The organism is Exiguobacterium sp. s142, from assembly GCF_018618455.1.
GTDB lineage: Bacteria > Bacillota > Bacilli > Exiguobacteriales > Exiguobacteriaceae > Exiguobacterium > Exiguobacterium aurantiacum_A.
On sequence record NZ_JACSMB010000004.1, the window covers coordinates 101,353 to 123,614 of the forward strand.

General features: G+C 50.0%; 23 protein-coding genes, 2 tRNA genes and 1 other annotated feature. Of the genes, 11 read left to right on the forward strand and 14 right to left on the reverse strand.

Annotated elements, in window-relative coordinates:
- Positions 1–81: 81 nt before the first annotated feature.
- The 4 genes from KNP77_RS05550 to KNP77_RS05565 form a co-directional block, all read right to left on the reverse strand.
- Positions 82–1,377, reverse strand: a complete 1,296-nt coding sequence (locus KNP77_RS05550; protein WP_214889121.1) for an ABC transporter substrate-binding protein — start codon at positions 1,375–1,377, stop codon at positions 82–84.
- Between the two features lie 180 nt (positions 1,378–1,557).
- Positions 1,558–2,541 (reverse strand): aspartate--ammonia ligase, encoded by a 984-nt coding sequence (asnA, locus tag KNP77_RS05555; protein WP_070328884.1) that lies wholly within the window; start codon positions 2,539–2,541, stop codon positions 1,558–1,560.
- A gap of 65 nt (positions 2,542–2,606) precedes the next feature.
- Positions 2,607–2,848 (reverse strand) — a binding site (T-box leader).
- A gap of 106 nt (positions 2,849–2,954) precedes the next feature.
- Positions 2,955–3,860: a carbohydrate ABC transporter permease gene (locus KNP77_RS05560; protein WP_251138941.1), complete on the reverse strand. Its 906-nt coding sequence runs from the start codon at positions 3,858–3,860 to the stop codon at positions 2,955–2,957.
- On the reverse strand, positions 3,857–4,762 hold the full coding sequence (locus tag KNP77_RS05565; protein WP_070328883.1) for a carbohydrate ABC transporter permease: 906 nt from the start codon (positions 4,760–4,762) through the stop codon (positions 3,857–3,859). Before KNP77_RS05565 ends, KNP77_RS05560 begins: the two co-directional genes overlap by 4 nt.
- 243 nt (positions 4,763–5,005) lie before the next feature.
- On the opposite strand from KNP77_RS05565, the gene KNP77_RS05570 reads away from it, so the two are divergent.
- The 3 genes from KNP77_RS05570 (at position 5,006) to KNP77_RS05580 (ending at position 10,383) form a co-directional block, all read left to right on the forward strand.
- Complete coding sequence (locus KNP77_RS05570; protein ID WP_214889124.1) at positions 5,006–6,691, forward strand: formate--tetrahydrofolate ligase; 1,686 nt, start codon at positions 5,006–5,008, stop codon at positions 6,689–6,691.
- Positions 6,692–6,716: 25 nt separating this feature from the next.
- Complete coding sequence (locus KNP77_RS05575) at positions 6,717–7,619, forward strand: alpha/beta fold hydrolase (protein ID WP_214889127.1); 903 nt, start codon at positions 6,717–6,719, stop codon at positions 7,617–7,619.
- Between the two features lie 193 nt (positions 7,620–7,812).
- The gene (locus KNP77_RS05580) at positions 7,813–10,383 is read left to right on the forward strand and encodes an SH3 domain-containing protein (protein ID WP_214889130.1); all 2,571 of its coding nucleotides are present in this window, start codon (positions 7,813–7,815) and stop codon (positions 10,381–10,383) included.
- Positions 10,384–10,423: 40 nt separating this feature from the next.
- Here the strand turns inward: KNP77_RS05580 and KNP77_RS05585 are convergent, their stop codons facing one another.
- From KNP77_RS05585 to KNP77_RS05595, 3 genes are read right to left on the reverse strand one after another with little or no spacing between them, the layout of a single operon-like run.
- A complete protein-coding gene (locus KNP77_RS05585) occupies positions 10,424–10,837 on the reverse strand; it encodes a hypothetical protein (protein ID WP_070328880.1) in 414 nt (137 codons plus the stop codon).
- The gene (locus KNP77_RS05590) at positions 10,834–11,388 is read right to left on the reverse strand and encodes a hypothetical protein (protein ID WP_070328879.1); all 555 of its coding nucleotides are present in this window, start codon (positions 11,386–11,388) and stop codon (positions 10,834–10,836) included. The genes KNP77_RS05585 and KNP77_RS05590 overlap by 4 nt, the downstream gene beginning before the upstream one ends.
- 2 nt (positions 11,389–11,390) lie before the next feature.
- Positions 11,391–11,750, reverse strand: a complete 360-nt coding sequence (locus tag KNP77_RS05595; protein ID WP_131441135.1) for a hypothetical protein — start codon at positions 11,748–11,750, stop codon at positions 11,391–11,393.
- A 128-nt stretch (positions 11,751–11,878) separates the two neighbouring features.
- On the opposite strand from KNP77_RS05595, the gene KNP77_RS05600 reads away from it, so the two are divergent.
- From KNP77_RS05600 to KNP77_RS05615, 4 genes are all read left to right on the forward strand, one after another.
- Positions 11,879–11,952 (forward strand) — tRNA-Gly (locus KNP77_RS05600).
- Between the two features lie 25 nt (positions 11,953–11,977).
- Positions 11,978–12,051: transfer RNA gene (locus tag KNP77_RS05605), tRNA-Gly, on the forward strand.
- A 163-nt stretch (positions 12,052–12,214) separates the two neighbouring features.
- Positions 12,215–13,015 carry an MBL fold metallo-hydrolase gene (locus KNP77_RS05610; protein WP_131505094.1) on the forward strand — a complete coding sequence of 267 codons (801 nt, stop codon included), beginning with the start codon at positions 12,215–12,217 and terminating at the stop codon, positions 13,013–13,015.
- A gap of 392 nt (positions 13,016–13,407) precedes the next feature.
- The gene (locus tag KNP77_RS05615; RefSeq protein ID WP_016508383.1) at positions 13,408–13,614 is read left to right on the forward strand and encodes a DUF3006 domain-containing protein; all 207 of its coding nucleotides are present in this window, start codon (positions 13,408–13,410) and stop codon (positions 13,612–13,614) included.
- Between the two features lie 41 nt (positions 13,615–13,655).
- Here KNP77_RS05615 and KNP77_RS05620 read toward each other — a convergent pair whose 3' ends face one another.
- Positions 13,656–14,210, reverse strand: coding sequence for a TlpA family protein disulfide reductase (locus tag KNP77_RS05620; protein WP_214889133.1), 555 nt, complete (start codon positions 14,208–14,210; stop codon positions 13,656–13,658).
- A gap of 75 nt (positions 14,211–14,285) precedes the next feature.
- Between KNP77_RS05620 and KNP77_RS05625 the strand changes: the two genes are divergently transcribed.
- Complete coding sequence (locus KNP77_RS05625; RefSeq protein ID WP_233589682.1) at positions 14,286–15,137, forward strand: aldose 1-epimerase family protein; 852 nt, start codon at positions 14,286–14,288, stop codon at positions 15,135–15,137.
- A 36-nt stretch (positions 15,138–15,173) separates the two neighbouring features.
- Here the strand turns inward: KNP77_RS05625 and KNP77_RS05630 are convergent, their stop codons facing one another.
- The 3 genes from KNP77_RS05630 to KNP77_RS05640 all read right to left on the reverse strand — a co-directional run bounded on the left by KNP77_RS05630 (position 15,174) and on the right by KNP77_RS05640 (position 17,419).
- Positions 15,174–15,392, reverse strand: a complete 219-nt coding sequence (locus KNP77_RS05630) for a PspC domain-containing protein (protein WP_016508377.1) — start codon at positions 15,390–15,392, stop codon at positions 15,174–15,176.
- A gap of 28 nt (positions 15,393–15,420) precedes the next feature.
- Positions 15,421–16,125 carry an SDR family oxidoreductase gene (locus KNP77_RS05635; RefSeq protein ID WP_071399121.1) on the reverse strand — a complete coding sequence of 235 codons (705 nt, stop codon included), beginning with the start codon at positions 16,123–16,125 and terminating at the stop codon, positions 15,421–15,423.
- 79 nt (positions 16,126–16,204) lie between these two features.
- Positions 16,205–17,419, reverse strand: a complete 1,215-nt coding sequence (locus tag KNP77_RS05640) for an LCP family protein (RefSeq protein ID WP_214889135.1) — start codon at positions 17,417–17,419, stop codon at positions 16,205–16,207.
- Positions 17,420–17,620: 201 nt separating this feature from the next.
- Here KNP77_RS05640 and KNP77_RS05645 point away from each other — a divergent pair, with 201 nt between their 5' ends.
- Positions 17,621–18,535 (forward strand): hypothetical protein, encoded by a 915-nt coding sequence (locus KNP77_RS05645; protein WP_070328874.1) that lies wholly within the window; start codon positions 17,621–17,623, stop codon positions 18,533–18,535.
- A gap of 176 nt (positions 18,536–18,711) precedes the next feature.
- On the opposite strand, the gene KNP77_RS05650 is transcribed toward KNP77_RS05645, so the two are convergent.
- The gene (locus KNP77_RS05650) at positions 18,712–18,933 is read right to left on the reverse strand and encodes a hypothetical protein (protein ID WP_035385937.1); all 222 of its coding nucleotides are present in this window, start codon (positions 18,931–18,933) and stop codon (positions 18,712–18,714) included.
- 331 nt (positions 18,934–19,264) lie between these two features.
- On the opposite strand from KNP77_RS05650, the gene KNP77_RS05655 reads away from it, so the two are divergent.
- Entirely contained in the window at positions 19,265–20,146 is an 882-nt protein-coding gene (locus tag KNP77_RS05655; protein ID WP_131490648.1) for a hypothetical protein, read from the forward strand.
- A gap of 62 nt (positions 20,147–20,208) precedes the next feature.
- Here KNP77_RS05655 and KNP77_RS05660 read toward each other — a convergent pair whose 3' ends face one another.
- Positions 20,209–20,580: a hypothetical protein gene (locus KNP77_RS05660; protein ID WP_070328872.1), complete on the reverse strand. Its 372-nt coding sequence runs from the start codon at positions 20,578–20,580 to the stop codon at positions 20,209–20,211.
- 102 nt (positions 20,581–20,682) lie between these two features.
- Here KNP77_RS05660 and KNP77_RS05665 point away from each other — a divergent pair, with 102 nt between their 5' ends.
- A complete protein-coding gene (locus tag KNP77_RS05665) occupies positions 20,683–21,096 on the forward strand; it encodes a VOC family protein (protein ID WP_070328871.1) in 414 nt (137 codons plus the stop codon).
- A gap of 10 nt (positions 21,097–21,106) precedes the next feature.
- On the opposite strand, the gene KNP77_RS05670 is transcribed toward KNP77_RS05665, so the two are convergent.
- Positions 21,107–22,156, reverse strand: a complete 1,050-nt coding sequence (locus tag KNP77_RS05670; protein WP_070328870.1) for an NAD(P)/FAD-dependent oxidoreductase — start codon at positions 22,154–22,156, stop codon at positions 21,107–21,109.
- Positions 22,157–22,262 lie beyond the last annotated feature (106 nt).

Consider the following 22,262-nt stretch of genomic DNA (forward strand, 5'->3'; position numbering starts at 1 on the left):
CTTTTTATGGGATTCCTGTGACAGTTTCTTCATAAAAAAAACACAAGCGGCGAAGGGGTCAGTTCGCTGCTTGTGTTTTCTTTATTTAGCTTTATCCATCCATACTTTTGTGAAGTCTTGGAGCATCTCGTCACCGGTCTTCTGACCGCCGACGTACGCTTGCATTAAGGCACCATACTCGTTGACCGCGCCGTCCGGATACTTGAACCAGTTCCATGAGATCGTCTTGCCTTCGTTCGAATAGGCAAGGATATCGTCAGCGAGTGGTCCGAGGTCGTTCGCTTCGATCGACTTGAACGCCGGGATGAACTTGAACTTGTTGACCATGTAGTCTTTTCCTGTGTCTGACGTCGCCATCCACTCGAGGAAGTCTTTCGCTTCTTCTTTATATTGTGAGTTTTTGTTGACGACCCAGTTATTCGGGACGCCGACCGGCAAGCGGTCCATCTTCTCTTTATCATCATTGATCGGAATCGGTACGAAGCCCATCTCGATGTCCGGATTCACGTCGAGAATCATCTGTTGGGCCCAGTTGCCTTGCTGGAGCATCGCTGTCTCGCCTTGGGCGAACTGTGTGACTTGCGTGTTGTAGTCCGTCGTGAGCGGGTTCTTGTTGCCGTATTTGATGGTCAGGTCGAACAGTTTCAAGAACTGTTGGAACTGCTCATTGTCTTCGAACTTCTCTTTGTTGTCGTTGAGCGCTTGGATGAACGCATCGGGATCATCTTGTTGTGCCATCGGGATGTTGAGCAAGTGGATGCCGAGAATCCAAAACTCCGCGTATCCGACCGAGAACGGGGTGATGCCCGCCTTGTCCAATTTTTCAGCCGCGTCCGTCAATTCAGACAGCGTCTTCGGCAGTTCACTGATGCCCGCTTTCTCAAACAGCTCCTTATTGTAGATGAAACCGTAGCCTTCAAGGTTCATCGGCATACCGTACAGTTTCCCGTCCATCGTCATCGGTTCTTTGGCCACTTCCGTCAAATCACCGACCCACTTTTCATCCGACAAATCTTCCAACTTATCTTTCCACGTCTGCGCTTCCGTGAAGCCACCGTTGTTAAAGATATCCGGTTCATTGCCAGATGCGAATTGCGATTTGAGCGCGGCACCGTAGTCGGCTCCGCCGCCGACCGTTTGAACGGTTACTTTGACGCCCGTCTCTTCTTCATATTCTTTCGCCATCGCCTCGAGGTCTTTAGCGATTTCGGCTTTAAATTGGAAGACGTTCAACGTCACATCTTTTGAGTCACCGCTATCCGCGTTCCCGTCAGCCGACCCTCCCCCTTCTGTGAGCGATCCGCCCCCGCAGGCAGCGAGCGTCAATACCATGCCAGCCGTCATCACAGCTGTCGATAATCTCCATTTGCGTTTCATCTTGCTTCCTCCCTCGGTGTGTAAGTCGACTAAAATAATCGATCCAATCAGTACACCCTTACTTTAAATGAAAACGCTTCCATTATGTAGGTGTCAAAATTGACGTGTAGGGTGGAAAATGTTGTACAGAAAACCAGGACTTTCTCGTAAGAAAGTCCTGGCTCATTTGCTTCTATATAATTACAACAGGCTAATTCCAGCTTCTTCGCACGCCGCGACCATCTCGCTCGGCCAGACCGACGATTGGACTTCACCGATATGACGGGCCCGGAGCAGATACATGGCGACACGTGACTGGCCGATTCCGCCTCCGACCGTAAGTGGGAGACGTCCTTCGAGCACGGCTTGATGGAACGGATACTTCCGCTTCTCTTCCGCGCCGGCTGTCACCAACTGCTCAGCGAGCGCTGTCTCATCGACACGGATCCCCATCGACGACAGTTCGAACGCCGTCTCGAGTTCTGGATGCCAGACGAGAATATCGCCGTTGAGCGACCAGTCGTCATAGTCAGCCGCTCGGCCATCATGTTTCTCTCCTGAGGCGAGCGCGCCTCCGATTTGTGAGAGGAAGACAGCGCCATGCTCTTTACAAATCGCATGTTCCCGTTCTTTTGGCGTCAGCGTCGGATACAGGTCTTCTAGCTCTTGGCTCGTCAAGAAGTGAATCGACTCAGGGAGAATCGCTTCGATCGCGTATGCCGACTCGACCGACCGTTCCGTTTCAAGCAAGGCCGCATAAATCGATTCGACGGTTGCTTTCAAATAGTCGGTCGTCCGGTGTTCCCGGGCGATGACGCGTTCCCAGTCCCATTGATCGACATGAAGCGAGTGTGTCGCGTCGAGTTCTTCGTCGCGGCGGATCGCACGCATCTGTGTATACAACCCTTCGCCAACTTTGAACCCGTACCGGCCGAGCGCTTCGCGTTTCCATTTCGCAAGCGACTGGACGATCTCAAGCTCATGTCCCGGATATTGTGTGTCGAACTGAATGATGCGCTCGACGCCGTTCAAGTGATCGTTGACTCCGCTCGCCGATGTGACGAATAGCGGTGCCTGTACTTGCGTGAGACCTAGCGCCGTGCTGAACTTGTCCTCGAACATTGCCTTTACCGCCGTGATTGCCTGTTGTTTTTCCTTCATCATGCTTGTTGCTGTCGTTGTCATTTTGTCTTCCTCCAATTGTGGGATTTGGGACGGAGCAATAGAAAAAAGCCCTCCAATCCCATGGACTATGGGACGGAAGGCTTCAAGCTCCGCGGTGCCACCCAAATTAGTAGACGAATCTACTCACTTTTTCGAGACGAACATCTCGTAGTTCCGATAACGGGGAACGGTCCGGCTACGTCTACTTGCAAAGCGTTCGGGTAGCGACTCCAGGAGGTTCTTCGACAGAGATTTCAGTCCGGGCTCTCACCTTCCCCGGCTCGCTTTGCTTACGTCTTCTGTGTACTCGTCCTTTCAATGTCGTTCACAATTGAATTGAACTCATTATTATAAATATTCAGACGAATGTCAACAGCTTTTCTAAAAAAAAATTCTCCCCCGTGTAGCGGACGAGGGAGATCCCTTGGGAAGGGTTATTTGATCGAGCCGCTCGTAATCCCTTTGATGATATGCTGTTGCATACCAAAGAAGAAGATGAGGAGCGGAACGATCCCAAGAACTAAACCAGCGAGTGCCAAATCCCATTGTTTCGTATATTGTCCGAAGAAATAGAACGTCGCGAGCGGGATCGTCCGCAGTTCAATGTCTCGGAGGACAAGCGAAGGTAACAGAAAATCGTTCCAAATCCATAGGCTGTTCAAGATGACGATCGTCACCGTGATCGGTTTCAAGAGCGGGAACACGATCCGCCAGAACAGCCCCCATGTCGAGCAACCGTCGATGATGGCCGCCTCTTCGATCTCTTCCGGGATCGATTTCATGAAGCCATGATATAAGAACACCGAAATACCTGACCCGAACCCGAGATACATGACCATCAGTCCCCAATGACTGTTCAATAGACCGAGCACGCTCGATACTTTCACGAGCGGAATCATGATCGATTGGAACGGGATGACCATCGCCGCGACGAACAAGAAGAAGATGACGGTCGAGATCCAATGTTTCGTCCGGACGAGCTTCCATGCCGCCATCGACGTGAAGATGACGATGACGATGTTCGCGCCGGCCGTGATCAAAAGCGAGTTCAAAAAGACGCGGCCATAGTTCATCGCTTCCCACGCTTCCGTATAGTTCGATCCGAGCCAGACGTTTGGGAGTGCGGACGTGTTCGTATAAATCTCAGCGATCGACTTGAATGAGTTGACGATGACGTAATAAAACGGGACGAGATACAACAGTCCTAGTAAAATAGCGACCAATTCGATGAGGCCAAGGCCGGTCGTATACCCGCTCGTCCGCAGCGGCTTTTGCGGCAACTGCCGTCTCGGCGTCTGATCTGCTTTTGGTTCGAACTGTTCAATTTTTTCCGTCGTCATGCCTGCACCTCCCGTTTTTTCGTCAAATACACTTGGGTGACGGTGATCGCCGCGACGACGAGGAAGAAGATGACCGCTTTCGCCGAGCCGAGACCGTAATTGTTGTTCACGAACGACTCTGTATAAATGTTCAAGGCGAGCATCTCGGTCGATTTGAACGGTCCTCCGTTCGTGAGCGACAAGTTCGTATCGAATACTTTGAACGACCAGGAGATCGTCAAGAACAGACAGATCGTAATCGATGGCATGATCATCGGGAGCGTGATATGGCGCAACATTTTCAACCGGTTCGCCCCGTCGATCCGGGCCGCCTCGAGCAAATCCGTAGGCACGTTCTGCAGCGCCGCGATATAGATGACCATCACGTAGCCCCCGCCTTGCCAGATCGCGACGATGACGATTCCCCAAAACGCTGTCTGGGCGTCGCCGAGCCACGGCAGCTCGAACAGGCTCCAGCCGGTCAATGATCCGATCGACTCGAATCCTTTCACGTAAATGAATTGCCATATGAAACCAAGGATAAGTCCGCCGATCAAGTTCGGCATAAAGAAGACCGTTCGCAATATATTTCGCGTCTTAATATTCATCGTCAACAGTAGCGCCAATGAAAAGCCGACAATGTTCGTCATGATGACGGCCACGATCGTGTATTTCGTCGTGATCCAAAACGACGAACGGAACTGGGCGTCCTCGAACAAGAGTCGATGATAGTTATCCCATCCGACAAAGTTCAACTGACCGGTCACCCCGTTCCAGTCCGTGAAACTGTAATAGATCCCGTTAAAGAACGGGATGAGTACAATGGCCACGAACGCCAAAAAGGCCGGACCGACAAATGCGATAAAGCTTGCCGGCTTCTTCCAATTCCGTCTCTGTTTGCTTCGCTTCGGTGTTTCAATCATCTTCATCGCCTCCACTATCAATTTACCTGCAATGAAATAAAATGAAAACGGATACATTTGACGGAATGGGTGGAATATATTGAACTCAATTAGTGAATTTGCAGAACTGATGCGTTATGATAAAGTCAATGACAATACGAACGAGCCAGTTTATATTAGAGAAACGATCCGAATTATGGCTCGAATCACGAATGAATCAAACATAATACTAGTAAAACGTTCGAAAGTGGAGGGAATTTATACATGACGACAATCAAACCGTTATCTGACTTAGCGATCGCCCAACAAGCGGACATGCTCCCCATCAAGCAAATCGCTGAAAAGCTCGGCCTACAAGAAGATGATCTCGACCTATACGGGAAATACAAAGCAAAACTGTCGTTCAATTTGCTCGAACAAGTGAAGACTCGAGCAGACGGTAAGCTCGTCCTCGTCACAGCCATCAATCCGACGCCCGCCGGAGAAGGAAAATCGACGGTCACCGTCGGACTCGGTCAAGCGTTGAACCGACTCGATAAACAAGCGATCGTCTGTCTCCGCGAGCCGTCACTCGGCCCGACGATGGGGCTAAAAGGCGGAGCGGCCGGCGGCGGATTCAGCCAAGTCTTGCCGATGGAAGACATCAACCTCCACTTCACGGGTGACATGCACGCCATCACGTCAGCCCACAACACGATCAGCGCCATGCTCGACAACCACCTTCATCAAGGCAACGACCTAAAAATCGACGTTCGGAAAATCGTCTGGAAGCGCGTCCTCGACTTGAACGACCGTGCCCTTCGCCACGTGACGGTCGGACTTGGCGGAGCCGCACACGGTGTCCCGCGCGAAGACGGTTTTGACATCACCGTCGCCTCAGAAATTATGGCGATCCTTTGCCTCGCCGATTCGCTCGCCGATTTAGAGGCGCGTATTAAGCGGATCGTCGTCGCCTACGACTTCGATAATGAACCCGTCACGGCTGAACAGATTGGTGCGGCCGGTGCGGCCACACTCTTACTGAAAGAGGCGTTCAAGCCAAACTTGGTCCAAACACTTGAACAGACCCCGGCTCTCGTCCACGGCGGCCCGTTCGCGAACATCGCTCACGGCTGTAACTCGCTCATCGCGACAAAGACTGCCTTGAAGCTCGGCGAATACGTCGTCACCGAGGCCGGCTTCGGAGCTGATCTTGGCGCCGAGAAGTTCTGTCATATTAAATCGCGTATCGGCAACTTAAGTCCTGATGCGGTCGTCCTCGTGGCGACAGTCCGCGCGTTGAAGATGCATGGTGGTGTCGCCAAAGACCAACTCCACATCGAAAACGTCGAGGCCGTCACAAAAGGCATGGAGTTGCTCGCCAAACATGTCGACACGATGACAAAGCTCGGTTTGCCAACCATCGTTGCCTTGAACCGATTTAATTCAGATTCGATCGCAGAGCTCGACACTGTGCTCGACTGGTGCGAAACGCATCAAATCCGCGTCGCCCTCAGCGAAGTTTGGGCGAGCGGCGGACAAGGCGGACAAGCACTTGCCGAGGCCGTCATCGAGACAGTCGAGTCGAACGAAGCCATGCTCACACCACTTTACGAGCTGACTGATTCGATCGAACAGAAGATTACGACGATTGCCCGAGAAGTTTACGGAGCGGCCGGCGTCACGTTCACCGCTACGGCGAAAAAGCAAATGGCTCAAATTAAAGCGAACGGATGGGACGATTTGCCGATCTGTATGGCCAAAACACCGTTCTCACTATCCGACGATCCGACAAAACTCGGATACGTTCAAGGATTCACGGTAACCGTACGAGAGTTGAAACCGTCGGTCGGTGCCGGCTTCCTCGTCGCTTTGACGGGTAACGTCTTGACGATGCCAGGACTGCCAAAACATCCAGCCGCTCTCAACATGGGCATCGACGAGACAGGTAAGGCCATCGGATTGTTTTAATCCACACGACAACGGAGGGATGACTTTGGACGTCATTGAGCACACGTACGCAGACGGGTACCGCACGCACGTATTGCATGTCCCGGCAACGAACCCGATTGGAAATTGTTTCTTGTTTCACGGCATGCTCGAGCACCACGGCAGGTATGTCGAGTTCGCCGACTTTATGGCAACAACTGGATTTAACGTTTTTGTTTGCGACCTTCGCGGAGCTGGAAAATCAGCGCGTGCTCAATCCACATACGCTCACTTACTTCCAAAAGAAGGATTTGACCAAATGGTCGAAGACGCTGTCGCATTGATCGGTCACTATCAAAATGATTTGCCGACGTTTGTAATCGGACATAGTTTCGGTTCTTTGCTCGTCCGTCGTCTCGGTCAAATCATGGGTCATAACCTATCCGGCATCGTCGCCATTTCGCCGCCTCCTGGCTCTGGTTTCGTCGGCCGGCTAGGGCTTTACGCCATCGGGTCGGCAATTCGTATGAAAGGGAGCGATTACCACTCTCGCCTGTTCGAACGCCTCTTGTTCGGGCGCTACAATTTAAAATTCTTCCCAACCAAGACGGAGAACGATTGGATTTCTAGCGTCCCGGAAGAAGTGGCCTCTTACCGCAGCGACCCGGACTGCGGCGGTATCCCGACACTCGGTTACTTATATGAAGTAGCTAGCGCTTCGCTAGAGGTCACATCCCTCGCCCGTATCCATGAACATCCGAAGACGCTCCCGATCCTCTTCGTCGCCGGAACGGACGACCCGGTCGTACACGACGGGGAAGGGTTGAAAGGGATTGTTCGAAACTATCAGGCAGCAGAAGTCGAGCTGACGGTGCTGTCTTACGACAACGCGCGTCACGAAGTGCTCCGCGAACGGCAACGCGACGAAGTGTGGACCGATATAAGCAGTTGGCTCTTTCGCAACCTTTAAGCTAAGACATGGAAAAACCTCCTATTAAATGGAGGTTTTTTTATTTTTACATTTTAAACCAACGACTTTCTAATTCATTTACCTTTTTTGAAATTTTTCATCTTCTTTCCATTTTTTAAGTGCGCTATACTTAGACCGCGCACTACGAAGAACACTTATAGATTGAAGTATATGGAATGAAAGGGGTAACACATTGAAACCAACTATTACACGACTGAGCGCGGCCGTCCTCATCTCTAGCACAGTATTGAGCATGATCGGACCGACCGAGTCATATGCAGCAACATACGAAGGCACGGTGAATACCTCCATTTTGAACGTCCGGTCGTCTACGTCGACTTCGGCAGCGATTGTCGGCAAGTTGACGAAAGGAACTGCTGTACAAGTTTATTCGACAAGCAACAACTGGGCCCAAATCGAATTCCAAGGTCAAAAGCGCTACGTTTCTTCCTCGTACTTGACGTTGAAGTCTACCGTCACGAAAGCGGCAACAACCAAAACGTATACAGCTAATGCGACCGTCAATATGCGCTCGGCGATGACAACGAGCTCTTCAATCGTTACAACGATTCCAAAAGGTGCGACCGTCACTTACATATCGACGCACGGCGCGACTGGATCATGGTTCAAAGTCACATACGGCGGGAAAACTGGCTATGTGGCTCAACGCTACTTCTCTCAAGTAGGAGGCGAAACCGTGGCACCCCAAGCGAACCCGACGCATAGTACGACAACAAACACGACGATGCATAGCTCGATGATTTCAACGTCCCCAACCCTGATTGCGATCCCGAAAGGTGCGAAAGTAACGTTCCTCTCGGAGCACGGCGCGACCGGATCGTGGGCCAAAGTGACATACAGCGGGAAGACGGGCTATGTCGCGAAACGGAACTTGCAGCCGCTCGTGACAGTCGAACCGACAACGATGTACGTCAAATCGACATCAAGTATTTTCAATTCGATGTCGACTTCAAGAAAAGTAGTCGGCACACTTCAAATCGCGACAAGCGTTAAATTGATCTCGACACACGGTACAACCGGGTCTTGGGCGAAAGTCGCAGCCGGCTCGTTGACAGGTTACGTACCGATGCGAAACTTATCTGAGTCACAAGTCGCAGAACAGGTCACACCTTACTACGCTAAAGAGACGGCGACGATGTACTCTTCGACTTCGACGCGCGGAAACGTCCTTCAAACGATCCCGGTCGGTGCAAAAGTCGATCAGCTGTCGGCGCACGGCGCGACGGGCTCATGGTTCAAAGTTCGTTACGCAAACACGACTGGGTATGTCGCAGCACGTAACTTCTCGCTCACAGCCCCGTCGACTTCAACCGAACAATACGGACCTGAGCTTGAAGTACAAGTCATCTCAAGCGGTACGCCACTGAACGTCCGGCCGACTCCTGGGACTGGAAATGCCGCCATCGGCACCCTTATCCATGGCACGATTGTAAAAGTGAAACCTGTCTTGAATACGGAATGGGGCATCTTGACGAGCGGAAGTTTCGTCGGCGGCTATATCCATTTGAGTTATACGGCACCCGTTACGACGACGCCGCCAGCTACTGGTATCCAACGCATTGTATCGTATACAGACTATCCAATGACAGTTCGCGGGATGGCCGAACGCCAAGCCGCCAATTCCGGGCTGACAGACGCGAATAAAACGAAAGCGACTTACTTACCGCGTTCGTGGGTAAAAGTCACCGGGTCTACTGGTGTGATCACTCATACACCTCTTCAAACAGTTCGATCGATTAACTTGCAAAAAAATCCGTCAAGCAATAACGCCGAAGTGTTGGCGACAATCCCAAGCGGCGCTCTTCTTCAATATATGGAGCGTCCGAGCGGCATCTCGACGTGGTACAAAGTTTCTTATGGTCCAATGATCGGATACGTTCCGGCCTCTTCCGTTGTCGGAGAAGCAAAACTTCTTAGTTTAGATAATCTGAATTCACATGTATACGGACATATTAACCCTGGTGAAACAGTCCGTATTACGGGACAAGTCGGAAATTACTATTTAATCGGTCCGTACTACCGACCAGGCGGACATAACGTTCGTATTTACGATCATGTTTGGCGTCACGCTTCGTTGTCTGAAATTGATGCGTTTACAAACCCTGATCATTTCACAGTTGGTTCAGGTGGATTTTATCAATTCCTCGACTTGACGAAGAATGCAGGAACGACTGCCCCGATGTTGAATAAAGTCCTCAATAACAACGGCAGATTGAGCGGAACGTTAACCGATAAAGGACAACTCTTCATCGACTCAGGAAAACAATATAATGTAAATGAAGTCTATTTGCTTGCCCACGCTACACATGAAACAGGGTATGGTTCATCACTTTTATCTAAAGGGGTTCCTGTCGATAAAGACGGCAACGCATTAATTAATAATAGCGGTACACGCATCTATCCTGAACGTCCTGTTGCGGCTACAGTCTACAATATGTACGGCATCCGAGCTTCAGATAGCAATCCCGTTGTTTTAGGCGCGAAATTCGCGTTCGAGCAGAAGTGGTTCACACCAGAGATTGCAATTAAAGATGGTGCTAGATGGATTAGCGAACAATACATCAATCACCCAACCTATAAACAAAATACACTTTATAAGATGCGTTTCAACCCAGACCGACCGGGTGTGCATCAATATGCGACCGATATCGGTTGGGCTTTAAAACAAACCCATCGAATCAATAACGTGTATAGCCAACTTAATTCGTACACAGTTCACTTCGACGTACCAAAGTTCCAATAACGAACAAGAGACACGAGCCAACTTGGCTTCGTGTCTCTTTTCATGTCCATTCGATGGAATCGACGATCGCTTCGATCTCTAACTTTTCATCCGTCTTCTTGTCGGCGACGTACGTTAAAAACAACAGGCGCTTCCCGTCCGTGAGCGACCAGACATCCAAATACATGTCGTCTTCAATCCCGCTCGCGTAAGCCGTCGTCATGCCGCCCGATTGATCCGTCACGCTCGGCGCGACTTTAATGTCGATCGGGAACTCCCCTAAAAAGGTATTCAGTTCTTGCAGCGCCGCATCTTCAGGTGCCTGGGCCTCCTCTGCTTCATAGATAGACATTTGAAGCGTCCCTTGCGCATCTTCCTCCACCGAATAGAAGCTGACGTGATCCTCTTCTTCATTGTATTCATAGTGCTCTGGGTAGGATAAACGAAGCCACCCGTCGATTTCGTATTCTTTCATGCTAATTGCTCCTTCGTTTTCTTGAATGTCAGGCCGGTGACCATTTTGGCTTGCAGCGCATATTTGAGCCGCTCCGTCACGTAAAGGCGTTGGCTGTTTCGATCTTGGGCGATCATATGTCCGCATAAATCCATCCGAACGGTTTGTCGGGACAGAAAGTAGAGACGATCCTCGCTTAACGGACGATATTCACCGGAATCCTCGAGGTGCTCGATCTCAAATCGGCGTAAGACGTTGAGCGCGCAATAGTGGTCGGTCTTGCCGGTACTCGTATGCAGTTCAACCCGGACGAGCTGGATGTCGTACGGACATAGATTCATAAAGATGGGTCCGATTCGTTCGTGGATGAGCAAGACGCCCATATCCGTCTCAATCAAATCGGGTAACGCCCCCGCGTCTTGGGAGATGCTCAAGACGACGTAGGGTCGTTCAGTCGGTGCGAGCAGTTCCCCTTTAAAAAAGCGGAACCGTTGGATGCCGGTCAATACGCGGGCCCGCCAAGCGCTGCCACGGGCTTCCGCTTCAATCCGATACAGTCGTTCTCGACTCACGACTACTCCCCCTTCAATTGTTTGAGCGCTTCGACGAATCGTTCCCACTCTTGGTCGTCGCAGACGATCTTACTTTCAATTCCCCATTCTTCCTCGATTTTCAAACGTACCTCGTTCGTTTCAACGTGGCGCGTGAGATGCAACGCTCCGATTTGAACGAACATCGGCTCGATGACCAACGTCTCGGTCGGTGAACTGACCCATTTTAGCCGGTCAGTCCGTAAAATCACATGCCACATCGACTCATGCCGCACCGAGAACGTCCATTGACGGAGCGTTACAGTTTGTTCGACTTGTTTCGCCTGGTTCATCATGCGAAACCCTTCACTCATCATCTTCAAATAAGATTTTCGTTCGCTCATACCCGTCCCACTCCCCTCTTCTATTATCTTAGCAAGACCACCTATCCGCCACAACTAATGTTTTTTCGAAAAAGGGTTTGCAAAGGTTAAATCGTGTGCTATTATATTACCGTAACGTTAAGCGTTTCGCGGGTGTAGTTTAATGGTAAAACCTCAGCCTTCCAAGCTGATGACGAGAGTTCGATTCTCTTCACCCGCTCCAATTTTTAAATCTTATACTTGAATGTGCGGGTGTAGTTTAATGGTAAAACCTCAGCCTTCCAAGCTGATGACGAGAGTTCGATTCTCTTCACCCGCTCCAATTTCCGACATATTCGCGAGGCTTAACTCGCACACATAACCACATGGTGCACACCATGTAACGAGCAGGAGGTCATTCGACTTCCTGCTCTTTTGTTTTTTGACGTCACGCTTAAATGAGACCGATTCGGGAAAAGAATTGGAGATATGAAGGAGGGATCACCATGATTCAAGTCCGCCTACAGCCATTTACCGTTTATGAGAGTGCTTTAATGCGAACCACATCGACTTTGATCGACACTGAAGACAGCCTCATCTTAATCGACCCGAACTGGTTGCCAGAAGAAGTTGCGACCATCCGTCGCGATATCGAGTTGAAGCGACAAGGTAAGAAATTGTACGTCATTTATACGCACCAGCACTATGACCATATCATCGGCGCTTACGCTTTCCCTGATGCGACCGTGATTGCTTCAAAAACGTTCGTCGAAACAGACGCCAGCGCCCAACTTGAAGAGATTAAAACGTTCTACGAACAGTATTACATCGACCGCCCGATTCAAAAGCCGGTCGTCGACATCATCATCTCCGAAGACAGTACGGTCGAGCTCGGTGCTACCCCGATCACGTTCTACTTGACGCCAGGACATGAAGCGACCCATATGTCACTCATTGTCGAACCGTTGCGTCTGCTCGTGTGCGGTGATTACGGATCGAACATCGAACCACCGTTCATTGAGCACGACGCGGAAGCGTATCTCGAATCGCTTCAAAAACTTCAATCCGCCGTCTACGAACACGAGATCCGTTGGCTCATCCCCGGCCACGGCGACCTATGTGATGACCGCAGTAAGATGATTGAGCGACTCAGCGCTGCCGAAGAATATATCCTCGCTTTGCCTGAAGAACGCGTCTGGTCCTCGCTTTGGCCTGAGCACGCCTTTTTTAACCGGGTTCACGAACGCAATCGAAAACATGTCGAACAAAAAGAGCATGAGCGCGAGGCACGCCAACGCGACTATTGACGCAAAAAAATCGCAACGTCTCCCCAAGACGTTGCGATCCCCCTATGTAAACCTATTTCTTTGTGATGCGTTCTGAACGGACCGTGAACATACGGTCAATCCCATAAATCGTCACTCCGGTAAGAGCGAGCAATCCGATCATAGCTGATGAAAACATTGACCATACCCCCATTGTTCACAAATTCGTCATAATCACCCCGTGCCTTCATTATAGAAGAAAACATTTCAAAAAGAAAGCGTTTTCTTCAAACTTTCTTCACAATTACTGATCGTTGTTTACTTCTCCTTCGTTTGTGTAGCAACATTCAAATATGTGTAGGTTTTATGGAATATGGGAATACACTCTATAAGAATAAAAGAGACAGAAAGCTGTTCGCTGAGGAGGAAGAGGCATGATCAAATACGGCACGTTGGTGCGAGTCGAAGGGAAATACGCCGTGTTACGTTGGAACAACGGCTCAAGTTTTATCCCACGACGATTCTTGCCATCAGAAGCACGGGTTGGCGATACGATCATTCGAGATAACCACCATTATTATCTTGAAGAAGACATGACACCGAATTTCGATGCGCTCATCAAACAACATTATAAAAAGTAAACAAAGACAGACCGGTTCTCTTCCAGTCTGTCTTTGTACGTTCATTTTGTCTGTTCGCGTAACCAGTTAAAGTCGACCGGACCGACTTGTTTGGCTGTAATCACACCGTCCGGACCGACGACATACGTTGTCGGCAAAGCGACGACGCGGTACGTCTTCTCCACCGCGCCTGCTTCGTCCAATAATACCGGGAAGCTGACCGGGACTTCTTTCAAAAACGCCTCGACGTCTTGTCTGCCGCGTCGCTCATTTTTCGTGACGTTCACCCCGAGCACCGGAATCCCGGTTTCTTCGCCGAACTCGATCAATTCCGGCAGTTCTTCTCGGCAAGGCGGGCACCACGATGCCCAGAAGTTTAAGACGACTTGCTGTCCTGCGTATGCATCAAGTGCCAACGTTTCCCCTTCGATTGTCTCCAGTTCGAAGGCGGGCGCGCGTTGACCGATCTCGAGACCACCGAGAACCGTGTCGTCCGTCGCGACACGGTCAGTCTGTTCGCTCGCTTGACTCGCCTTGTATTCGTCATACCCTTTATAGCCCAGACCGGCGATCAGTCCCGCCATAATCAATCCAATAGCCAGTTTATGAAATCGCATCATTTACCCCTTGTTCTCTGTCCTATTCATTTCTAAACTTAACTTATCACATTCACTCAAAGGAGCGGAACTATCGTGCAACTTCACAATGAAAAAGTCAGTGTCACTTTGAAAGCGCAAGGCGCGGAAATGACGAGTTGGAAAGTCGACGGGACCGAGCTACTCTGGCAAGGCGACCCTACGTATTGGGGACGACAAGCCCCGATTTTATTCCCGTTCGTCGGACGATTGTTGGATGACCGTTACTTATATGATGGCTTGACGTATACGATGAGCCAACACGGATTCGCTCGCGATGAGACGTTCGAAGTCGCAGAATCGTCTGATACACACGTCCGGTTCGTTCTCCGTGACTCGGTCGAGACACAGAAACACTATCCGTTCCCGTTCGAACTTCACGTGGACTATCGACTGATCGGCGAGGAATTGAACGTGACATATCGCGTCCGAAACGGCGGCGACGAGGTGTTACCGTTCAGCATCGGCGGACACCCTGCCTTCAATATCCCGTTCGCGGGCGGGGTGTTCGAAGAGTATACAATCGATTTCGGTGAGACGCGCTCACTTGATCGCTTATTGTTAGAGGGTCCTTATTTGACCGGCGCCTATCAACCGCTCGGCGAACGCCGCTACATCCCGCTCTCGCATCACTTGTTCGACCAAGACGCTTTAATTTTCGAAAATATCGAGTATGCTGCACTGCGCCACCAACCGAGCGGTCGCGCCATCGTCATGGAGTGCCCGACATTCACCCATTTCGGGATTTGGTCACCGCCTCAGTCTGACGCCCCGTTCGCCTGCCTCGAACCTTGGTTCGGTCATGCCGATTATAAAGGACATCGTAAAGACATCCGTCAAAAAGAAGATATGCAGTTGCTCGCACCGAACGAAACGTTCGAAGCGACTTACACGCTCTATACGGAATGAAAAAACGTGCTGACCGCATTGGTCAGCACGTTTTCGTTAGAAGCGGCTTTCTTGTTCCGCCTCATACTCTGAAGGCGGTTTTTTCATGACAATCGCGAGCACGATATAAATTAACAAGCCCGGTCCGCCGAATAAGGCGAGAACGACGAAGATGATCCGCATCAACGTCACGTCTACTCCGAGGTACTTCCCGAGCCCCGAGCAAACGCCTGCTATCATTTGGTCAGACGGATCTTTGTACAGTTTTCGTTCCATCAAGACACCTTCTCCTTCATTTTTTCGGTCATCGCTGTGGTCGACGAAGTGTCGTTCTTCCAGCTGTCGCGGCTTCGCCTCGACTATCAAAATCGAGTGCATCGTTGATCGGTGTACTTCCTGATCTAATTTCAATCCGACGTCCGTACAAGCCCCGATTATCGAGCGAGGCAGCAATGACTGTCGCGACGTCCGTCTCGGAAATCGTGGCGCCTGAGGCGTCACTTAAGTCTTCTGAAGCTTCGATCGACCCTTTTCCAGGTCCATCTATAATTGCCACTGGGCAAATGATCGTGTAGTTCAAGCCGCTATGTTCGATATACTCATCGGCCGCATTATTCGCAGACAAGAAGTTGTAATGTTCTTTCGGGCCCGCGTCTGGTCGATCGGCACCGTATGCGCTTAGTAAGACCACGTGACGGACGCGCTCTTTTTTAGCGGCGTCAATCGCTTTCATCGCGACGTTCCGGTCAAGCAGTTCAATCTCTTTGCTCGTGCCTTCAGCACCTGCTGTCGCAGCGACGATGACGGCGTCTTGGCCAGCGGTCGCCTCGTGAATCTTTTTATCAAGCTCTTTTTCAACATCGACGGTGAGCACGCGCGCACCCATTTTTTCGTACTCTGCTTGCAGTTCAGGATAACGAATTAAAGCGGTCACTTGATGCGTTTTCGCTAAACTTTTCAAGACACGTCTACCGATCTTTCCTGTTGCTCCAATGACTAAAACTTTCATTCAAATTTCCCTCCTCAAAAGAGTAGTTCATTTGATTAAAATTCCTCTTTCCGTACGGAATCAAACCCGTTTCGCAAAATTATCTCACAGTTCCCCACATCGTTAAGTCGAGCGCGTCACGAATCGATTGGACGCTCTCTTCATTCGGTTGGTAATAGTAGATGTTGTCAATGTAAGCATCTTGTCCGTCGACTTGAAGTTTGTTCACTTCGGGTTGAAGCATCATCGTGAGGCCAACCGACGCCATTTGCAGCGGATTCATTTCGAGCCCCATCTCATCTTTCATAAAACTGTACGTGGCCGGGATCTTCGACCATCCGGCCGGGCTTACCAACTTGTCGGCCACTGCCGACATGACTTCGGTTTGGCGACTTGAACGGGCACCGTCTGTATCCGATTTACGATGTCGCGCGTAGGCGAGCGCCATATCCCCGTCCATCGAATACGATACACCTTCCGTGTATTCATACGTTTGATTAAACCCCTTTTCGCTGAACGAATGGGTGGCCGTGATGTTCACTCCGCCGACGACGTCGATCAATTCCATGAACGTCTCGAACGTGATGACGACTTGACCGTCGACCGAAGTCTCGGTCAATCCTTCGACTGCACCGACCGTACACTCAGCGCCTCCATAAGCGAAGGCATGGGTAATCTTATCGCCTTCGCGCTCAGGTTCACAAGGGATCGTCGTATACGTATCTCGTGGAATCGATACGTTTTGAACGGTCCGCGAACGCGGGACGAACTCCATCAACTGAAGCGAATCGGTTCGTGAACCGGACACCGATTCGCCGACACGGGCGTCACTGCCCATGACTAAGAACGTAACTGGGTTTGATGCCATATAACCGACCCCGATCACGAGGAGCAACAAGACGAGCAAGAGCTTTCCTTTCCAACTTCGGCGCTTGCGCTTGTCTTTTTGCGGCTTTTGTTTCGGCGGTACGCTGCTTTGCTGCTTCGGAACACGCTCTTTCGTGTCATGAGAGCGAGGTTCTCGCTTGTCCTCACGCTTTTGGCGCTTCGCTTTTTTCCCGAACGGCATCTTCAGTTTAGGTGCCTGAACCTTCCGTTTTCGATTATTGTTCGTCTCGGTCCGTTTTACATCGGAACGATCTAAAAATGGATGGTCTTGTCCTTCCGCTTGCTTCGACTCTGGTGAAGGGCGAATCACTTCGTCTTCCGCCTCACCCGGATTCACTTGTTCATCGCGAGACAGTTCTTCTAGCCGCTCGCGTTCTAATTCACGTCTGCGTCGTTCGACACGTGAGAGTTGTTGATCGTCATTCATATGATGTACCTCTATAGTTTAGATTTTCCTACATTATCATCGACAAACTCTATTCTGACAACGGTTAGCGCAAAAATCCGTCTTAAGCATGAGACGCGAGGATTGTTTTAAATGAAAAGCGGGAAAGGAATAATAATCGGTGTCTGCCTATAAACGAGACATGGCAGCCCGTTCGATGTCCTTTGAAGGGAGGGAGAGCTAATGCGCATCGGGAAGCTCCGCATGTTACTTGAACAGTACGGAGAGACGACTCTTCGCGATTTAGTCGTCGAAATGTACCGAAACACCCCTAAAGCCGTTATCGAAGAAAAAGATATGGATTACATGATTAGTCAGTTCACTCGTTACAAAGAACAAAAATCGTCAGACGAGCGACATTCGCTCTCGCAGACAGTAATCCTCGCTGAACGCTTCGTGGAATTGGCTTACGATCACCTCTACTTGCTGCCAAATCAAATCATGAGCGAACGCGATCAAAAGAATTGGTATATACACGCCAAGAAAATCATTCGTGACTTATCGTATTACGCCGAAGATGAAGCAGAGGCACGGACGATGTATGAGGAAATGTTTTTACTCTTGTCCTCTTCGGCAGGGGAAGAGCCCCTATTTTCAACAAGTGACCCGTTTCGACTGCTGAAACTCTCGCAAACCACGATGCTCACTCAATTGATTCATTACTATCAACTCGACGCCCCCACCTCCGACGTGTGGATCGATCGTTCTTTGTACACGGCGCTCCACGTCCCAAAAGATGTTGACTCGACACGGGTCGACTTACTCTCTACACTTCTTGAGCAACCCTACACTTCGTTTGAATGGAATTTATTCCATCAACGCATCATCACACTTTGTGAACGGACACTTGCCAAAGCCCCGTCCGATGACAGTGCACTTGAGGACTATCAAGCACTTAAAATGCTTGAACTCGAACTCCTCGTTGAGCGCGGACAATTGTCAGAAGCTGAACGGAAGTTGTTTTCTGAGTACATCCCCTTCTTCTCACACCGTTCAGAACCGTTCAAAGTGTATGTCAATATGCTCGAGAGCCGCGGACATTCTGATGAAACGAAACGACTTCGCCGGCTAGCCAAAGAGAAACGCATCCAATTTTAAAAAAAAGGGAGTCAACCGACGGCGTCGGTTGACTCCAAAACATGATATGAACGAGGGGTGTTCATCTGAAAAGAGGAGTGGAAGTTGGTGCAGAACTTCCTTCCTACATACCTAGTATAAAAGATATTTGAAACCGCTTCCGGGATAGTTATTGCAGTTTTGTGAACGTTTTCACGTTATTCAATCGCGTTAATAATGCCCAACCCGATCACTGACAACAGAACAATTAAAACGAAAATAAACACCATCTCATTTGGTGACCGGAAGCCTTCGTATAACTCGACCTGTTCTTCAACGATGACATTGTCATGGACTACAATCGGTTCAGTCTCGGCAAGAGCCGTGGCCGGGACACCGACCAATAGCAGCGCCAACCATAAACTTATTACGTATCGCATATCATACTCCTGTCGTTTTTTCTCACTGACAGTATAGCACGTCTCTCTCGCTTCGACCCATTCGTTTCTCCTCTTCCCACCGGAAAAGTTTAACAAATCTCACAGCCCCTTCGTTGCTCTAAACTTCCTTGTTCCGACACGGATCACACTTCGATAAAATGCTCATTCCAAAGCCATTTCCCTCACCATTCCCCTTTAAAAATCTGACTTTCCACGTGTCAAAACAGTAATCAAACATGATGAATGTTCATAAAATGAACACGACATTTTTCAATTGGTAGCCCTTACAATTTAAGGGTAGTGATTATTTTAGAAGAAAGAAGGATTCCTCATGAAACGGACGCTTATATTCGCGGAGTGTCGCCAAATCCAACCTAAAAAACGTTCACTGCTTCACCAATTGTACAACCCGGGCGAGTCGCCTCACATCCTCGCCATCCGACCACACCAATATGTCCATACGGCCTGGCAAGGAGATGTTCCCGTCGCAGCAATCGCCTCCGACTATAGCGATTATGCAACGGATCAGATGATCCGGCTCACGCACGAGGCTTATCGGGACCGCTATGTCTTCCGAGGTTTGCTCGACCGACTGATCCGTGAGATACGTCGAAACAGTATACATGACACAACGTTGCTGTTACACGTCAAACAAGACCACGACCAAGATAAGCGTCGAATGTTTGAAGTGCTCGGTTTTGATCCATATCACGAGACTGTCACTTACACATTGCCGCTCATCCCTTTCCAAAAATATACATACGAGAACTGGTCGCTTCACGTTGATTATTTTGCGACACACTCTAGCTGGCTCGCCTACCGAAATCAATATGCGCATATGCTGACTGATGTGTTGCCGCTGACTGCATCACGACTGCTCGAGCATGAACGTCGTCAGGAAGTCTTCCATTCCCTTAAATTGAAAGGGAAAATCGTCGGCATCATGCGATCAAGAATTGGATCTGGACGACTGGACGTATATGAACTCCACGTGTCAGGTAGCGATGAATTGATTCAAGAGGCCGTGTCTTTTATTCAGCAAGAATTTTATTTCCGGTTCAGGTCGCTTGAACAGATTCGGGTCACGTTGACTTCGCTCCAACCAGAGCTACGATACGCTTTGATCCGACAAGGCGGATCGCCAACCCAAGCAGGAACCTACACGATGATTAAAGAAGTGGCGCCTTCCGCGCCATCGTTTCCACTCAATTAGAAAAAGACGCTAAACGTCACGTCCTTTTCACGGAAAGGATTCGTTCGTTTGGCGTCTTTTCTTCATTCAGCAGCGTTTGCCGATTCGATTGCTAAGGGTGGCATCTCTTCGAACAGCACGGTTCGAAGCCCGATATCACGTCGGTCCAACGATTCAATCCGATCGAATTGAATTTCACGGTCCGCGACACTGAACCAATACGTGATGTGAGGTTCATCCGTGAAGCGAAGCGCATAATTCGAACCGTTCAAATGAAAATCCACTTCGGTCGAAAGGATTTCTGCCGGGCCGATTTTTTTGTGGGTCGTCAGTCGTTCGAGAACGACTTGCTCCTCATTGATCTGATAATCGACAAATGTCGCAAGTGAGAGTCCAAACACAAATGATACCAGCGCGAACGCGCTGATCAATCCAAGAGTGATCTTTCCGTTCATGTCGCCGTCCCTCCCTCTTCTACTATATCGGATTTTGCTAAAACGTTGTGAAGTGACATTTTGTTCAAGTTTCGGCAAACTAGAGCAAGAGGAGGGATTAGTATGCAAATTGACCACACCGGGATCGCTGTTCGCGACTTAGACGAAGCGATCTCGTTTTACACGAACGTGTTACAAGGAAAACTTGTCGACCGTTATACGAATACGGCAGCCGGTGTCGAAACCGAGCTCGCCGTGATTCACGTCGGTGAAGACGTGATCGAGTTGCTCTTGCCGACAAGTTCGACGAGCCCGATCGCCCGATTCATGAAAGCACGCGGCAAAGGCGTTCACCACATCGCCTATCGAGTCGATGATTTAGAAGCATCGATTGCCGCTTTGAAACGCGACGGCATCACGTTTTTAGAAGATACGCTCCGAACGACGGCAAAAGGCCGACGCCTCATCTATATGGACCCACGCCACTCGGGCGGGGTCATCGTCGAACTATGTGATTATCCGGCAATGAAGCAGTGAGGGACATCCCTCACTGCTTCATTATTGTCCGCTCGATAATATCACGATTTTTCGCTTTCAACCGTTCGTTGTGCGACGACACCATCGCCGACTTCGTCGCGTCCGGATCGATGAACGTCTTGGCCCGGTTGACCGCGTTAGCCGCATCTTGGAACGCTCCCGCAATCAGATGCACCTTGCCTTCATGCGTCAAAATATCGCCCGCTGCATAAAGTCCAGGTACTGACGATTCACTGCTCGCGTTCCCGTTCACATAGAACCCATCCACCATCTCGACTTTTAACTCGCTGTCGTTGAGGAGAGCCGAGTCCTGTTCGTAGCCGTGGTTGATGACCACTTCATCGACCTCGACCAATTCACTTGCCCCGGTCCCGCAATCGATGAGCTTGACGGCATGGATCGTCGTGCCATCATTGGAAATCAAGTCCTCGATCGTTGTATGAAGTCGGCAGTCGACTCGGCCACAGAGGAGCTTGTCGACTTGCGATTCATGCCCTTTGAGCGCTTCTTTTCGATACGTCAAAATCACGCGCTCCGCAATCGGCTCAAGTTCGTTCGCCCAATCGATGGCGCTGTTGCCGCCACCGGAAATCAATACCGTCTTCCCTTTAAAACGCATCAACGACTTAACCGTATAGTGAAGGTTCGAGACTTCGAACCGCTCCGCCCCGCTGATCTCAATTTTTTGAGGTTGTAAAATACCGCTCCCCGTCGCGACGATGACCGTCTTTGACACGTGCCGGCCGTTCGTCGTATCGAGCACGAAATGACCAGTATGATCTTTCGCCATCGATTCTACTTTCTCGCCGAGCACGACGGTCGGATCGAACGTGAGACCTTGCTCGATCAATTGTTCGATGAGGCGGGCACCTGTCGTCGGGGTGACGCCACCGATATCCCAAATCATCTTCTCCGGATAGACATGGATCTTACCACCGAGATGCGGTTGAAATTCGATCAACTTCGTCTTCATCCCGCGCAACCCGCTATAAAAAGCGGCATACAATCCCGCCGGACCGCCACCAATGATTGTTACGTCGTACACGTCCTGTTCGCTCATCCGCTCCATCCTCCTTAAACATTTACCGTCACTGATTATCATTCTCATTTAATATACATCGAAATTTTAGTTCAGACAATCTATTTTGATATCAAAACATTCGTTG

Bases quoted from the DNA above. Each gene is read 5' to 3' on its own strand.
- KNP77_RS05620 (WP_214889133.1), bottom strand. From the start codon at position 14,210: ATGCGATTTCATAAACTGGCTATTGGATTGATTATGGCGGGACTGATC.
- KNP77_RS05640 (WP_214889135.1), bottom strand. From the start codon at position 17,419: ATGAATGACGATCAACAACTCTCACGTGTCGAACGACGCAGACGTGAA.
- KNP77_RS05565 (WP_070328883.1), bottom strand. From the start codon at position 4,762: ATGATTGAAACACCGAAGCGAAGCAAACAGAGACGGAATTGGAAGAAG.
- KNP77_RS05645 (WP_070328874.1), top strand. From the start codon at position 17,621: ATGCGCATCGGGAAGCTCCGCATGTTACTTGAACAGTACGGAGAGACG.
- KNP77_RS05665 (WP_070328871.1), top strand. From the start codon at position 20,683: ATGCAAATTGACCACACCGGGATCGCTGTTCGCGACTTAGACGAAGCG.
- KNP77_RS05595 (WP_131441135.1), bottom strand. From the start codon at position 11,750: ATGAGCGAACGAAAATCTTATTTGAAGATGATGAGTGAAGGGTTTCGC.
- KNP77_RS05660 (WP_070328872.1), bottom strand. From the start codon at position 20,580: ATGAACGGAAAGATCACTCTTGGATTGATCAGCGCGTTCGCGCTGGTA.
- KNP77_RS05630 (WP_016508377.1), bottom strand. From the start codon at position 15,392: ATGGAACGAAAACTGTACAAAGATCCGTCTGACCAAATGATAGCAGGC.
- KNP77_RS05610 (WP_131505094.1), top strand. From the start codon at position 12,215: ATGATTCAAGTCCGCCTACAGCCATTTACCGTTTATGAGAGTGCTTTA.
- KNP77_RS05570 (WP_214889124.1), top strand. From the start codon at position 5,006: ATGACGACAATCAAACCGTTATCTGACTTAGCGATCGCCCAACAAGCG.
- KNP77_RS05650 (WP_035385937.1), bottom strand. From the start codon at position 18,933: ATGCGATACGTAATAAGTTTATGGTTGGCGCTGCTATTGGTCGGTGTC.
- KNP77_RS05550 (WP_214889121.1), bottom strand. From the start codon at position 1,377: ATGAAACGCAAATGGAGATTATCGACAGCTGTGATGACGGCTGGCATG.
- KNP77_RS05655 (WP_131490648.1), top strand. From the start codon at position 19,265: ATGAAACGGACGCTTATATTCGCGGAGTGTCGCCAAATCCAACCTAAA.
- KNP77_RS05560 (WP_251138941.1), bottom strand. From the start codon at position 3,860: ATGACGACGGAAAAAATTGAACAGTTCGAACCAAAAGCAGATCAGACG.
- KNP77_RS05585 (WP_070328880.1), bottom strand. From the start codon at position 10,837: ATGAAAGAATACGAAATCGACGGGTGGCTTCGTTTATCCTACCCAGAG.
- KNP77_RS05670 (WP_070328870.1), bottom strand. From the start codon at position 22,156: ATGAGCGAACAGGACGTGTACGACGTAACAATCATTGGTGGCGGTCCG.
- KNP77_RS05635 (WP_071399121.1), bottom strand. From the start codon at position 16,125: ATGAAAGTTTTAGTCATTGGAGCAACAGGAAAGATCGGTAGACGTGTC.
- KNP77_RS05615 (WP_016508383.1), top strand. From the start codon at position 13,408: ATGATCAAATACGGCACGTTGGTGCGAGTCGAAGGGAAATACGCCGTG.
- asnA (WP_070328884.1), bottom strand. From the start codon at position 2,541: ATGACAACGACAGCAACAAGCATGATGAAGGAAAAACAACAGGCAATC.